The sequence below is a fragment of the Nonomuraea composti genome (assembly GCF_012034275.1).
Lineage (GTDB): Bacteria > Actinomycetota > Actinomycetes > Streptosporangiales > Streptosporangiaceae > Nonomuraea > Nonomuraea composti.
In genome coordinates this window covers 61645-75530 of sequence record NZ_JAATEP010000008.1, presented here as the reverse complement: position 1 = coordinate 75530, position 13886 = coordinate 61645, and the positions used below count along the sequence as shown (strand labels likewise).

The 13886-nt window shown below is 73.0% G+C and carries 13 protein-coding genes; 8 read left to right on the top strand and 5 right to left on the bottom strand.

The window, feature by feature from the left end; genetic code table 11:
- The first annotated feature begins 2 nt into the window (after nt 1–2).
- Nucleotides 3–869 carry an ABC transporter ATP-binding protein gene (locus HCN51_RS13500; protein ID WP_206066999.1) on the top strand — a complete coding sequence of 289 codons (867 nt, stop codon included), beginning with the start codon at nt 3–5 and terminating at the stop codon, nt 867–869.
- Here HCN51_RS13500 and HCN51_RS13495 read toward each other — a convergent pair.
- Nucleotides 839–1318, bottom strand: a complete 480-nt coding sequence (locus HCN51_RS13495) for a MarR family winged helix-turn-helix transcriptional regulator (RefSeq protein WP_080045803.1) — start codon at nt 1316–1318, stop codon at nt 839–841. The two genes, HCN51_RS13500 and HCN51_RS13495, sit on opposite strands and share 31 nt — an antisense overlap.
- A 73-nt stretch (nt 1319–1391) precedes the next feature.
- Between HCN51_RS13495 and HCN51_RS13490 the strand changes: the two genes are divergently transcribed.
- The gene (locus HCN51_RS13490; protein WP_168010002.1) at nt 1392–2786 is read left to right on the top strand and encodes an MFS transporter; all 1395 of its coding nucleotides are present in this window, start codon (nt 1392–1394) and stop codon (nt 2784–2786) included.
- A 16-nt stretch (nt 2787–2802) separates the two neighbouring features.
- On the opposite strand, the gene HCN51_RS13485 is transcribed toward HCN51_RS13490, so the two are convergent.
- Together HCN51_RS13485 and HCN51_RS13480 are read right to left on the bottom strand one after the other, a co-directional pair.
- Entirely contained in the window at nt 2803–3159 is a 357-nt protein-coding gene (locus HCN51_RS13485) for a DUF742 domain-containing protein (RefSeq protein WP_043630385.1), read from the bottom strand.
- Complete coding sequence (locus tag HCN51_RS13480; protein WP_240972788.1) at nt 3152–5053, bottom strand: sensor histidine kinase; 1902 nt, start codon at nt 5051–5053, stop codon at nt 3152–3154. Before HCN51_RS13480 ends, HCN51_RS13485 begins: the two co-directional genes overlap by 8 nt.
- A gap of 174 nt (nt 5054–5227) precedes the next feature.
- On the opposite strand from HCN51_RS13480, the gene HCN51_RS13475 reads away from it, so the two are divergent.
- Nucleotides 5228–6787, top strand: a complete 1560-nt coding sequence (locus HCN51_RS13475) for an ABC transporter substrate-binding protein (RefSeq protein ID WP_168010001.1) — start codon at nt 5228–5230, stop codon at nt 6785–6787.
- On the opposite strand, the gene HCN51_RS13470 is transcribed toward HCN51_RS13475, so the two are convergent.
- The gene (locus tag HCN51_RS13470; RefSeq protein ID WP_168010000.1) at nt 6763–6945 is read right to left on the bottom strand and encodes a hypothetical protein; all 183 of its coding nucleotides are present in this window, start codon (nt 6943–6945) and stop codon (nt 6763–6765) included. The two genes, HCN51_RS13475 and HCN51_RS13470, sit on opposite strands and share 25 nt — an antisense overlap.
- Nucleotides 6946–6963: 18 nt before the next feature.
- Here HCN51_RS13470 and HCN51_RS13465 point away from each other — a divergent pair, with 18 nt between their 5' ends.
- On the top strand, nt 6964–7593 hold the full coding sequence (locus HCN51_RS13465; protein ID WP_168009999.1) for a hypothetical protein: 630 nt from the start codon (nt 6964–6966) through the stop codon (nt 7591–7593).
- Nucleotides 7594–7601: 8 nt separating this feature from the next.
- Here the strand turns inward: HCN51_RS13465 and HCN51_RS13460 are convergent, their stop codons facing one another.
- Nucleotides 7602–8717: an MFS transporter gene (locus tag HCN51_RS13460; RefSeq protein ID WP_206066971.1), complete on the bottom strand. Its 1116-nt coding sequence runs from the start codon at nt 8715–8717 to the stop codon at nt 7602–7604.
- Nucleotides 8718–8790: 73 nt separating this feature from the next.
- Here HCN51_RS13460 and HCN51_RS62250 point away from each other — a divergent pair, with 73 nt between their 5' ends.
- The 4 genes from HCN51_RS62250 (at nt 8791) to HCN51_RS13440 (ending at nt 13693) form a co-directional block, all read left to right on the top strand.
- Nucleotides 8791–11445: an AAA family ATPase gene (locus HCN51_RS62250; RefSeq protein ID WP_168009997.1), complete on the top strand. Its 2655-nt coding sequence runs from the start codon at nt 8791–8793 to the stop codon at nt 11443–11445.
- A gap of 7 nt (nt 11446–11452) precedes the next feature.
- Nucleotides 11453–12424 carry an inositol-3-phosphate synthase gene (locus tag HCN51_RS13450; RefSeq protein WP_168009996.1) on the top strand — a complete coding sequence of 324 codons (972 nt, stop codon included), beginning with the start codon at nt 11453–11455 and terminating at the stop codon, nt 12422–12424.
- Between the two features lie 143 nt (nt 12425–12567).
- Nucleotides 12568–13368 carry an exodeoxyribonuclease III gene (locus HCN51_RS13445; RefSeq protein ID WP_168009995.1) on the top strand — a complete coding sequence of 267 codons (801 nt, stop codon included), beginning with the start codon at nt 12568–12570 and terminating at the stop codon, nt 13366–13368.
- 91 nt (nt 13369–13459) lie between these two features.
- Nucleotides 13460–13693, top strand: coding sequence for a hypothetical protein (locus tag HCN51_RS13440; RefSeq protein ID WP_168009994.1), 234 nt, complete (start codon nt 13460–13462; stop codon nt 13691–13693).
- Nucleotides 13694–13886: the final 193 nt, after the last annotated feature.

Genomic DNA, 13886 nt, shown 5'->3' with positions numbered 1-13886 from the left:
CGATGCTGAGGGCCGAGAGGGTGACGCTCGGGTACGGCCGCCGCCCCGTCGTGCACGAGGTGAGCCTGGACATCACCGAGGGCGGCGTGGGCCTGATCGGGGAGAGCGGGTCGGGCAAGACGACGCTGGCGCGCGCGTTCCTGGGCCTCCTGAGCCCCATGTCCGGAAACATCTGGTACGGGGATCGCCCGCTGCGGAAAGCCGACCTGAGGGCGTTCAGGAGGGACGTGCAGCCCGTCTTCCAGGCCGAGGCCCTCGACCCCCGGATGCGCGTCGGCCGCTCCGTCGCCGAGGCGCTGCCGCGCGCCGCCCGCTCCCGCGTCGGCGAGCTGCTCGAACAGGTCGGCCTCGACCCCGCGCTCGCCGACCGCCGCCCCCACCAGCTCTCGGGCGGCCAGCGCCAGCGGGTGGTGATCGCCCGCGCCCTGGCCGTCGGGCCCCGGCTGCTCATCCTCGACGAGCCCACCAGCGCGCTCGACGTCACCGTCCAGGCCAGGGTCCTCGACCTGCTGGTGTCGCTGGACACCGAGCGGCTGCTCATCACGCACAACCTGGCCGTGGTGGAGCGGCTCTGCCGCACCTCGCACGTGCTGTTCGCGGGCCGCGTGGTCGAGTCGGGCCCCACGGCCGAGCTGCTGGCGAGCCCGGCGCACCCGTACACGAGGGCGCTGCGCGACGCCGTGCCGAAGCTCGGCGGCCCGCCGCCGCAGGCCAGGGGCAGGACCGAGGCGGTGCCGGCCGCGACCGGCTGCCCGTTCAGGCTGCGCTGCCCGCTGGCCGTGCCGCAGTGCGAGCAGGCGCCGGCCCTGCGGGACCTGGACGGCCGCCGGGTGGCCTGTCACCGCGCGGAGGACGTCCTGTCGAGCTGAGGCTTCAGATGGACGTACATGTCGTCGGCGAGCTTGTCCATCAGCCGCGCCAGCTCCGCCTGGTCCGACTCTGACCAGTCCTTCAGCGCGCCCTCGAACCAGTCGGAGGTGACCCGGCGGCACGCGGTGGCGGCCTCGGCGCCGTCCTCGGTGAGCGCGATGCGCCAGGCCCGCCCGTCGTCGGGGTCGCGGACGCGTTCGAGCAGCCCGCGCCGCTCCAGTGCGGCCACGTGCCGGGTCACGTGCGGGCTCTCCACCTGAAGAGCCTCGGCGATCATGCCGATCCGGCGCGGCTCGCCCGCGTCCAGCAGGGTGACCAGGATCTGGACGTCGGGCCGGTCGAGCCGGATGCCCGCGGCCTCGGTCAGCCGTTCGTGGGTCTTGGCGCGGTTGAACATGGTCGCGAGCCGGCGATAGGCGTTCACCGTGCGGTGCAGATTCTCGTCCATCCGCTTGCTTACCTAACTTACGTATGTATTATCGGTTCTCGGTTACTTACCCAAGTTATCTAAAGGAGCCGACATGGCGACAGTCGTCGTGCCCGAGTCGCGCGAGACCACCCGCCTGAACCCCTGGCCAGGGGTGATCTCCCTGGCCTTCGCGGCCTCCATCGCCGCCTTGCAGAACACCGCGGTCGTGCCGCTGCTTCCCGTGCTCCAGCGGGAGCTGAACACCTCGCTCACCGCCGTGAGCTGGACACTCACCTTGAGCCTGCTGGTCGGCGCGGTCTCCACCCCGCTGCTGTCCCGCTTCGGCGACATGTACGGCCGGCGCCGCATGATCCTCGGCGCCCTGGCTCTCCTGGTGGTCGGCTCCGTGATGGCCGCGCTGGCGACCTCGCTGACCTGGCTGATCGTGGCAAGAGTGCTCCAGGGCTTCGTGGCCGCGCTGGTGCCCCTGTCGATCGGCGTGGTACGCGACGCGCTGCCCCGGCAGCAGCTCGCGACCGGCATCGGCGTGCTGAGCGCGACGATGGGGTTCGGCAGCGGCGGCGGGATGATCCTGGCCGGGCTCGCCTCCGGCGACTTCCACCTGGTCTTCTGGATCACCGGCGGCATCTCGCTGGTGGCCGGGATCGTCGTGGCCTTCCTCGTGCGTGACGCCGCCCCGCCCGTCAAGGGCCGCCCCGACCTGCTCGGCGCGGCCCTGCTGACCGCCTGGCTGGTCGCGCTGCTGCTGGCCGTCAGCGAGGGCGGCTCCTGGGGCTGGACGTCCCCGGGCGTGCTCGGGCTGCTCGCCGCCGCGGCGGTGCTGGCCGCCGTCTGGGTGCTCGTCGAGCGCAGGGTGGCCGAGCCGCTGGTGCAGATGGCGATGCTGGTGCACCGGGGCACGGTCGGGGCGACGGTGTCCTCGCTGCTGCTCGGGTTCTCGTTCTTCACCCTGCTGACCGGCATGTCCGGCTTCGCCCAGGTGCCCGCGGCGGCGGGCGGCTTCGGCGCCACCACCCTCCAGGTCGGCATCTACCTGCTGCCCAGCACCTTCTTCATGCTGGTGATCTCGCTGTTCGCGGGACGGATCATGCGCCGGCTCCCGGCCTCCGCCATGGTCGCGACCGGCTCGGGCATCACCGCGCTGGCCGGGCTCTGGCTGGTGATCGAGCACACGGCCCCGGTGCACCTGTACGTGGCGTCCTCGCTGATGGGGATGGGCCTCGGCGTCGGCTACGCGGCGCTCGGCACGATGGCGGTGGAGCACGTCGCCGCCGACAGGACGGCCGTGGCGGCCGGGGTGAACGCGCTGGTCAGGATCGTGGGCGGCAGCGTCGCGGGCGCCGCGATCGCCGCCGTGCTGGCCGCGGGCGGCGGCTACCCCTGGGTCTTCGGGGCAGCCGCCGCGGCGGGCGTCGTGGCCGCGCTGTTCGCGGCCGGGTACGGCTATCTCAACCGCGGGCTGGTCACGGCGTCTTCAGGCCACTGACTCAGCCGCGGGCTGGTCACAGCGCCTTCAGGCCACTGATCACTTCGAGCAGCACCTTGGCGTCCGGGGCCGGCGGCGGCAGCTCGACCTGCACGAGCTGCTGGGCGTGCAGGTCGCCGACCAGCACCCGGACCACGCCGATCGGCAGGTTCAGCTCGGCCGCCACGTCCACGAGGCGCGTGGGCTGGGTGCACTTCTGCAGGATGATGAGGTGCTCCGGGTCGAGGCCACGGGGCGGCGTCAGGCCGCCGGCGGTGATGATCACCGCGATGAGGTCGATGGCCTCGCTCGCGGGCACCGTCCGGCCCCTGGTCAGCAGGTAGGCGGGGACGATCGGACCGGCGTCCTCGTCCAGCCAGCGCTCTTCAGTCACTTCGCACCACCCGCATGGGGCGAGCGGCGGGCTCCTTCTGCACGGCCTTCGCCGGGGCGTCGGGCTCCGGCTCTGCCACGTGCTCTTCCGGGATCAACACGATCGCGGTGGTCCCTCCATATGGTGAACCGCGCAACGTCACGCGGATGTCATGCCTGGCGGCCAGGCGGGAGACGACGAAGAGGCCGAGCCGGTCACTGTCGGCCAGGTCGAACTCCGGCGGGCTGGCCAGCCGCTCGTTGTACTCGGCCAGCTCTTCTGGTTCCATCCCGAAACCCCGGTCCTCGACCTCGAAGGCGAAGCCCCGGGCCGCCCCTTCGCCGCGCACGATGACCGGCGTGTGCGCGGGGGAGTAGACGGTGGCGTTCTCGATCAGCTCGGCGATGAGGTGGATCACGTCGCCGACGACGGCTCCGGCCAGGCGCTGGCCGGACATCGGCTCGACCACCACCCGCTGGTAGTCCTCCACCTCGGCGGCGGCGCCGCGGGCGACGTCGAGCAGCGGCACCGGCCGGCTCCATCCGCGCCCCGGCGTGGCCCCCGACAGGATGATCAGGCCCTCCGCGTGGCGGCGCATGCGTGTCGTCAGGTGGTCCAGCTTGAACAGGTCGTCGAGCTGCTCGGGGTCGGTGGCCCGGTGCTGCATGTCCGCGAGCTGGATGCGCTGGCGGTGCAGCAGCGTCTGGCTGCGCCGCGCCAGGTTGCGGAAGACGTGCCCCACACCCTCGCTGAGCTGCGCCTGCCCGACCGCGGCCTCCACCGCCGTCTGCTGCACGGTGGAGAACGCCTTCCCCACGTCGTCGATCTCGACCGTGGTGCTGGCCACCGACAGCTCGGGCATCTCGACCTTCTCGCCCTTGCGCAGCTTGGCCACCACGTGCGGCAGCCGCTCCTGCGAGACCTCCAGCGCCGCCAGCCGCAGCGCGCCGAGCTCCTTCGACAGGCGGGTGCCCATCCGCAGCGAGAACGCGATCGACACGATCACCAGCGCGAGCGCCGTGCCCGCCAGCAGGAACGCCCGCGACAGCACCTCGTCGGCCACCGGCTCCGCGCGCTCGTTCAGCAGCGTGCTGGCCCGCATCTGAGCCTCGTTGAACGCCTTGGCCAGCCCCTCGGTGGTGCTCAGCCAGCCCATCGGCGTGCCGCCCGCGATGATCTGGTCCTCCATCATCCGCATCCGCTGGTAGGCGGGGGAGCTGATGAGGGCGACCTGCGGGTCGCGCAGCGCCGGGTCGAGCTCGGCCAGGCCCTGGTCGATGAGGAAGCGCCGGTTGCCGGCGAGCTGGGTGAACAGCCTGCGCTCCGCCGCGCTGACCGTGCCGAGGCCGAGGGCCTGCTCCCTGCTCAGCAGTTCCCGCGCGTAACCCATGTCGATGACCACGCGCGACTGCTCGTAGATCGGGATGTCGTCGATCAGCGCGACCTTGCGGTGCAGGCTGTACAGGGTGTCGATGACCGAGTTGTACGCCTCCACGCTGTGCAGACGGTCCGACAGACCCGCGTCGATCTCCCCACGGACCGAGTCGAGCCTGTCGAGTTGCGTGTACACCGCGTCCACCTGTGTGCGGATCTCTTCCGATCTGTCCTTCGACTTGCTGGAAAGCTGGGCGAACGAGTCCCGGGCGGCGTCGGTCTTGGTGCGCTGCGCGGCCACGGCGGACTCGTCCGCCACGTTACGCAGGAGCTGAGCCGAGATGAGACGTTCGCGCTGGATCTCGCTGATCAGTTTGTACGCGGGAAGACGGAGGTTCGTCCAGACTGTCTTGTATTCGCGTAGCTCCAACCCCTCGCCGGCAGTGACGGCGGTGATGACCCCCCACAACACCACCATGGAGGTCAGTGGCACCAGTAGTAGTCCGATGATCTTCATGCGGATCGTTCGGCTACGACCCATGGCACCTCACTCCGGTCGGTCCCAAGCTGGCAACCCCGGACGGGACAAGCCCCGAGAATAGCAATTCGATCACCAGAATGCCCAATTTTTCGGGACTTTTGGACACGTGTCACGTCTCGGCTTGATCTTGGAGTAGGTTTCCCGGGAATCACATCCGCCACAGAGGGAGCCGCGTTGGGCCGTCGACTCGTAGCGGCCGTCGCGCTGCTCGCGCTCGCCGCCTGCTCGACGCCCCCCGAGCCGCAACGCGCACCGGCGGGCGAGTCGCCCTTCGTCTACGTCAAGAACACCGACATCGTCACCGAGTGGGACCCCAGCCGCTCCTACTCCAACGAGATCATCGCCTTCCAGAACGTCTACGAGACGCTCACGCTCTGGAACCCCGTCACCAAGAAGTCCGCCCCCCGCCTGGCCACGTCCTGGCGCTCCTCCGCCGACGGCCGCACCTGGACCTTCACCCTGCGCTCCGGCGTCACCTTCCACACCGGCCGGCCCCTGGACGCCGAGGCGGTCAAAGCCTCCATCGAGCGCACCATGAAGGCCGGCGCCGGCGCCTCCTACATCTGGGACGCCGTCTCCTCCATCAGGGTCGAAGGACCGCTCACCGTCACGTTCGCGCTGAAGTACCCCGTGCCGCTCGACCTCGTCGCCTCCGCCGGGTACGCCGCCTACATCTACGACACCAAGGCCGCCCCCGACCTGAACGCGTTCTTCCGCCAGGGCCGGGACGCCGGCTCAGGCCCGTACACCGTGACCAAGTGGAACAAGGGCAAGGAGGACGAGCTCACGCTCTCCGCCTACGACGGCTACTGGGGCGGCTGGCGGCGGCCCCACTACAACACGATCAAGTACAAGGCCGTGCCCGACACCGAGCGCGCGTACCGGATGCTGCAGGACGGCGAGGCCAGCTTCGTCGACCGGCTCGACCCGAAGCTGTTCGCCCGCGCCGCCGCCGCGCCCGGGCTGCGCACCTCCGACCGGCCCTCGTTCACCACCGCGATGATGCTCTTCAACACCGCCGCCGGCCCCATGAAGGACATCCGGGTGCGCAAGGCCGTCCAGAAGGCCATCGACTACCGCGGCCTGATCAAGGCGCTCAAGGGCTCCGTGATGCCCGCCAGCGGCATCGTCCCGGAAGGGCTGCTCGGCCACGTGCCGGGCCGCGAGCCGAAGCAGGACCTCGCCGCCGCCACCCGGCTGCTCCAGCAGGCCGGCTACGGCCCCGGCGGCCGGCCGCTGCGGCTGCGCCTGACCTACGGCGAGGGCGAGGCCGACGAGCAGGTGCTCGTCCGGCGGCTGCGCGCCACCCTGCGCACGCTCAACGTCACCCTCGAAGCGCGCGGCATGCACTGGAACGAGCAGTGGGAGCTGGGCAAGAAACGCGGCCAGGACATCTTCGTCATGTACTGGTGGCCCGACTACGCCGACGGCTACTCCTACTTCGGCCAGGTCTTCCACAGCGCGAACCCGCCCGTCATGAACCTGTCGTACCTCAACGACCGCACCCTCGACGCGCTGCTCGGCACGCTGCCCGAGCTGACCGTGACCGACAAGCCGGCCGCCCAGCGCGCCTACGAGCAGGCCACCACGCGCGTGCTCGACCTGCGCGCCGCCGCCGCGCTGCCCTGGGTGGTCAAGGCGCGGCGGGCCTACCTCGGCGGCATCCAGGGCTACGACGACAACCCCGCCTACCCCGACGTCGTCTTCGTCTACGACCTGCGGCCCTCCGGCTGAGCGTCGTCGGCGCGGGCGCTCTCCACCCGCTCCCGCAACCGGGTCCTGATCTCCTCCGGCGTGTACGCGCGGCGCCGCCGCTCGGCCCGCGCGATCACCACCCCCGTGGCCGCCACACCCATGATCCCGGCCAAGCCGAGCATCTTCCACCAGCGCATGTTGCCTAGGCTAGCCCTGTGCTGACTCTCGACGAGGCCGTCAAGGTGACGAGAACGGGCGATCTGTGGATCTTCCGCGGGCGTTCCGTGCCCGACCGTGCCATTCAGACGATGACCAACAGCCCGGTCAACCACGTGGGCATGGCCATCGTGATCGAGGACCTGCCGCCGATGATGTGGCACGCCGAGCTGGGCAAATCCCTGCTCGACCTCTGGTCGGGCACCCACCAGCGGGGCGTGCAGCTCCACGACCTGCGCGACGCCGTCAAGGTGTGGGCCGACCGCTACGACCAGCGGGCCTGGCTGCGCCAGCTCGACCCCGAGGCCACCCCCGAGATGGAGGACGCCGCCCTGCGCACCGTGGCCAGGCTCGACGGCACCCCGTTCCCCTCCACCGCCCGCCTGGCCGCCCGCTGGGCGAAGGGGCGCGTCCCGCGCCGCAGCCGCAAGGAGGCGACCCTGGAGAGCGCCTACTGCGCCGAGGTGGTGGCCGTCACCTACGAGGCGATGGGGCTGCTGCCGGGCGGGCGCCGGCCCAACTGGTACGACCCCGGCCGGTTCTGGAGCGGCGACGACCTGGAGCTGCTCCTGGGGCGGCGGCTCGGCAACGAGATCACCGTGGGAGTGGAGCGCACACGGCGTTCCTGACCTCCGGCTCAGGCACACCGCGCGAGGGCCTTGACCCGGGCTTCGGCCCTGGTCAGCGGCAGCGTCACCGCGACGATCAGGGCCACCAGCCCGAACCCCGCCGCGTACCCGGTGTGCCCCAGCACCAGCCCGAACCCCATCGCCCCCACGCCCATCCCTGCGTCGTATGCCAGGTTCCACAGGGCGCTCACCCGCGCGGCCCCGCCGCGCTCGAACATCAGCGCCAGCGTCGCGTTCTGCAGCACCCCGAACCCGGCCCCGAACAGCGCCATCCCCGCCACCACCACGACCGGGCTGCCCGCCCAGACCTGCAGCGCGACACCGGCGGCGCAGGCCAGCACGCCGGGCGCCAGCAGCCCGGCCGAGCCGCGCCGGTCACCGTGCCGGCCCGCCCACCAGCGGGCCGCCGGGGTGGCCAGGGACTGGACGAGCAGCGCGCCCGAGGCCAGCTCCGGGGTGCCCGCCAGCGGCAGGAACGTCACCAGGACGCCGGTCGCGGTCGTCACCGCCGCGAAGATCAGCGCCAGCCCCGCCACCCCGCCGGTCGCCGTGGGACCGGCGGCGGGCTTCGCGGCGGGCCGCGTCGCGGGCAGGCCCAGCACGGCCGGCAGCCCCGCCAGCGGCACGAGCCCCGCCACCGCGAACACCGGCCCGAACCCCAGCGCGTGACTCGCCCACAACCCCAGCGGCAGCCCCAGCACCGACGGGATCCCGACCGCCACCCCGTACAGCCCCAGCCCCTCGCCGCGCCGCTCCGCCGGCACCAGCTCGGCCGTCAGCGCCGTGCCCGCCACCACCAGGACGCCCAGCCCCGCCCCGCGCAGCACGTTGACCGCCAGCACCCAGCCCAGCGCCGCCGACAGCGGCAGCAGCAGCGCCGGAAGCCCGAGCAGCGCCAGCCCGAGCCCCATCACCGCCCGGTAGCCGAGCCGGGACAGCAGCCACGGCACCGCCAGCTCCGCCGCGACCGTGGCCAGCATCATGGCGCCGGTCACGGACCCGGCGCCGAGCCCGCCACCGCCGCCGGTCGCGGCGTACAGAGGGGCGGAGGAGAACAGCAGGTAGAAGCCCAGCAGGCCGGCCGTCGACGCGGCCATCATCAGGTTCATCTCGCGCGTCATCATGCCTACGACGGTCGCGGAAACCGCCTCAGGACACATCGGGCATGATGCGTAGCCGCCTCTTCATAATGGGGGCGTGTTCGTAGGACGTGCGGCCGAACTGGCCCGGCTGGCGGCGGCGCGGGAGCGCACGCCCGGCCTCGTGCTGGTCGTCGGCGAGGCCGGCATCGGCAAGTCGCGGCTGGTCGGCGAGTTCGTCTCGGGGCTCGACGCGTTCGTGGCCGAAGGCGGGGCCGACCCCGGGTGCGTCGCGTACGCGCCGTTCGTGCCGGTGCTGCGCGGCCTCGTCCGCCAGTACGGTGCCGGCCTCGTGCCTGGCGGCGGCCACCGCGGGCTGGCCCGGCTGCTGCCCGAGCTGGGCGAGGTCGAGGAGCTGCCCGGCCTGGGGCGGGCCCGGCTGTTCGAGGAGGTGCTGCTCCTCGTCGAGCGGTCGGCCGAGCGGCGGCCCCTCGTCCTCGTGCTGGAGGACCTGCACTGGGCGGACCAGGCGAGCATCGACCTGCTGGTGTTCCTGGCACGCAACCTCATGGCTCCCGGGGTGCTCGTGATCGCGACGTCGCGGGAGTCGCTGCGGGTGCCGGGTGCCGAGGTGATCAGGGTGCCGCCGCTCGGGCGCGACGACGTGGCCCGCATGCTCGGCCGCGATGCGAACGGTGAGTCGTCGGAGCTGGACATCGACCTGATCGCGGCCCGCAGCGAGGGCAACCCGCTCTTCGCCGAAGCGCTCGCCGACGCCGGCGCCGCCACGCTGCCTTCGACAGCCCCGCCGGCATCGCCGGCCATGCGCGCCTCACCAGCCACGCCCGCCTCGCTGCGGGAGCTGCTGCTGGCCGGGGCCGAGCGGCTGCCGCCGGAAGGGCTCGACGTGCTGCGGATCGCCGCCGTGGCCGGGCGCACGACACCCCACGACGTGCTGCGGGCCGTGGCGGGGCTCGACGACCTGGCACTGGACGAGGCGCTGCGGCCGGTCGTACGCGCCCGGCTGCTGCTCGTGGACGGCGACGGCTACACCTTCCGCCACGCGCTCATCCGCGACGCCGTCTACGACGACCTGCTGCCAGGGGAGCGGCGCCGCCTGCACGCCCGCTGCGCCGAGGCCCACCCCGAGCTGGCCGCCGACCACTGGTACGCGGCGGGGGAGCGGCGGCGCGCGTTCGAGGCCGCCTGGGCGGCGCGCCGCTGGGAGCGGGTGCTGGAGCTGTGGGACCAGGCGGAGGACGGCGCCGACCACGTCCACGTCCTGGAGCTGGCCGCCCGCGACGCCCTCTGCGAAGGCGACGCGGAACGCGCGGAGGACCTGGCCACCCGCGCCCTGGAGGAGGTGTCCGCCGCGCCACGCGACTCCGGCGACGTGGCCCGTGGCTCCGGCGACCTGGCCCGCGGCTCCGGCGATCTCGGGGGACCCTCGTACCGTGACCCGGTGCGGGCGGCGCGGCTGCTGGAGCTGCGGGTCGCGATCCGCGACCTGCTCGGCGAGGAGGGCCTGGACGACCTGCGCGCGGCCGTCCGGCTGGCGCCGCGCGAGTCCAGGCTGATCGGCGCCCTGGCCACCGTGCTCGCCTGGAACGGCCAGGACGCCGAGGCCCGTACCCACGCCGAGGAGGCGCTCGCCCTCGGCGACGCCAGGTCCTTGACCACCCTGGCCGCCCTCACCGCGCTGGACGGCGACCTCGAGGCCGCGTCGCGCCTGTACGCGCGGGCCAGGGCGTCGGCGCCGGACGACGACAGCCTGCTCGTGACGTACGCCAGCGAAGCCGACGTCCTGGAGGCGGCGGGAGAGCACGCCAGGGCGGAGTCCGTGGCCCGCGAGGGCATCGCCCGGGCCCGCCGCCTGGGCCTGGCCCGGTCGAGGGGCGGCCACCTGGCGGCGAACCTGGCCGAGCCGCTCGCCTCCATGGGCCGCTGGGCGGAGGCCCGCGAGGTGATGCGGGCCGCGCTCGCGCTCGACCCGCCGCCCATCCACCGGGCCTGGATCCTCATGGTGCTGGGCACGATCGCCGTCTGGGAGGGCGCGCTCGACGAGGCCGAGGAGATCGTCGGCAGGGTGCGGCCGCTCATGCGCGGGCGCTCGCGCGGCTACGACTCCTGCCTCGAACCCGACCTGCTCGAATGCCGGCTCGCCCTGGCCCGGCGCGACTCAGGGCGGGCGGGCCGCGTGGTGGACCACGTGCTGGCCGAGCACGACCTGACGCTGAGCCGCCGCTACGCCTGGCCGCTGCTGGCGCTGGCGGCGGGGCTCGGGCGGGTTCGCGAGGCGCCGGCGGGCGTCGCGACGACGGGGCGGGTGCAGCAGGCGCACCGGGCCACGTTCGAGGCGGAGTGCGGGGGTTCGTGGGCAGCGGCCGTGACGTGCTGGCGGGCGGTCGGGCAGCCGTACGCGCTGGGTCAGGCGCTGGTGCGGGCGGCCGAGCAGGACCCGGCGCACGCCCGCGAGCGGCTGCGCGAGGCGGTCGCGATCGCCGGCGACCTCGGCTCCGAGCCGCTGCGGCGCGCGGCCGAGGCGGCGGCGGCCACGCTGCGGGTGTCCCTGGGCGACGAGCTCGTCCTGTCGGCCAGGGAGCGGGAAGTGCTCGGGCTGGTCGCGGAGGGGCTGAGCAACCGGCAGATCGCCGAGCGGCTGTTCATCTCGGCCAGGACGTCCGGCGTGCACGTGTCGAACATCATGGCCAAGCTGGGCGCGGGCTCCCGGGTGGAGGCCGTCGCGGTGGCCCGGCGTACGGGCCTGATCTAATCCCGGCATGAGTTTTGTGAACGTGGCTGTGATCGGGGTCGGGAACTGCGTGTCCTCGCTGGTGCAGGGCGTCGAGCACTACCGGGACGGCGACGCCCCCGGCCTGCCGAACCCCGTCTGCGCCGGATACGCCGTCTCCCAGGTGCGTTTCACCGCCGCCTTCGACGTCGGCCGGGCCAAGCTCGGCCAGGACCTGTCGCAGGCCATCTGGACCGCCCCGAACAACGCCCGCAGGTTCGCGGACGTGCCGTACCTCGGCGTGCCCGTCACCGAGGGCATCCTGGCCGACGGCGTCGGGCCGGGCTCGTCCGAGCTGATCGACCCGAGCGGCGGAGCCACGCCCGCCGCGGTCGCCGCCCGCCTGCGGGAGACGGGCAGCCACGTCGTCCTCAACTTCCTGCCGACCGGCGCCCAGCGGGCCGCCGAGCTGTACGCGCAGGCCGCGATCGAGGCGGGGTGCGCGTTCGTGAACTGCATGCCGGCCGTGCTCGCCCGCTCGCCCGAGTGGCGCGCCCGCTTCGCCGCCGCCGGCCTGCCCCTCATCGGGGACGACCTCAAGAGCTCGTTCGGCGCCACCCTCGTGCACCGCGCGCTGGTCGACGCCCTGGCCCGCAGCGGCGTCCACCTCACCGGCGGGCACCAGCTCCTCGGCGGCGGCAACATGGACTTCGTCAACCTGGAGGACCCGGCGCGCATGCGCGGCAAGAAGGCCACGAAGGCGGCGGGCGCGGGGGCGTCCGTGCACGTCGGCGCCCAGTACGTCCCCTTCATGGACGACCGCAAGGTCGCCTACATCCGGCTGGACGGCGAGGGCTTCGGCGGGTCCCCGCTGGAGCTGGAGCTGCGCCTGGTCGTCGAGGACTCACCCAGCGCCGCCGGCAACGCCCTCGACGCCGCCCGCCACGCCAAGGCCGCGCTGGACCGGGGGGTGGGCGGGCTGCTGGAGGAGGTGTCGAACACCCTGATGAAGGCCGCCTGACCCGCGTACGGGGGGCTGAGGCAGGCCGTCTGCCCTGCGCGCCCGGCCCGCTGACGAAGGCGGCCCGGCCTGGGCAGGACCGCCATGCCCAGGTCAGGCGCGGGTTGCGCTTCTCATGGGTGCCGGGGTGGCAGGCTGGAGGGATGCGCCTGGCAACCTGGAACGTGAACTCCGTCAAGGTGCGGCTGCCCCGCCTGCTCGCATGGCTGGCCGAGACCGCGCCCGACATCGTGTGCCTACAGGAGACCAAATGCGCCGCGGAGGCGTTCCCGGTGGCGGAGGTGAGCGAGCTCGGCTACACCGCCGCCGCCCACGGGGACGGCCGCTGGAACGGCGTCGCGCTGCTGTCCAAGGTCGGCCTGGCGGACGTGACGTTGAGCTTCCCCGGCGAGCCCGGCTTCGGCGAGCTCGACGGGGTCGGCGCCGCCCGCCCCGAGGCCCGCGCCATCGGCGCCACCTGCGCCGGGATGCGGGTCTGGTCCCTGTACGCGCCCAACGGCCGCACGCTCGACTCGCCCCACTTCGTCTACAAGCTCGACTGGTTCGCCGCGCTGCGCGACGCCCTGGCCGCCGAGGTCGCCGCCGGGCTGCCCGTGGTGGCCTGCGGTGACTACAACGTGGCCCCGACGGACGCCGACGTCTGGGACGCCTCCCTGTTCGCCGGCGCCACCCACGTCACCCCCGCCGAACGCCAGGCCCTCGCCGCCCTGCGCGACCTCGGCCTGCACGACGTGGTGCCGACCCCCATGAAGGGGCCGCACCCGTTCACGTACTGGGACTACCGGGCCGGCATGTTCCACCAGAACAAGGGGATGCGCATCGACCTCGTGTACGCCAGCGGCGACGTGGCCGGGCGGGTGCGCTCCGCGTACGTGGACCGGGAGGCCCGCAAGGGGAAGGGACCCTCCGACCACGCGCCGATCGTGGTTGACCTCGACGCATAAATATGGTCACAAATCGCTGTCGCGCGAGTATTCTGTGTTCTCACAGTTTCGGGGGCGGTAAGCAACTCCAAGGACCACAGGGGGGATACCCGTGGAACCTGCAGATGGCCGCATCATCTTATTCATCCTGATCGGACTCGCCGTGTTCGCCCTGGGACGCCGGTTCCAGACCATGATCATTATGCGTCAGGTGTGGAAGCAGAGCGCCAGGCAGGTCACGGCCAGGAGGACCGTCGCCCACAACGCCGCGAAATCGATGATCGGCATCACCCTGGTCGCCATCTTCGTGATCTGGCTCGTCCTCAACCTCAACCGCGCCATGTAAGCGGGGCGCGGGGGTCGTGCGGGGTCGCGCCCGCGCTGTGCGGCGCCCGATCACGCCGCACAGCACCTCGCCACGCGGCACCGCGCGGCATTCGACCGCTGTGGGCGCGGCATCCGACCGCGCCCCACAGCGCGCCACTCCACCGCGCTCCCCAGCGCCTCGCCGCACAGCCGGCCCACCGGCGCCTCGCCCA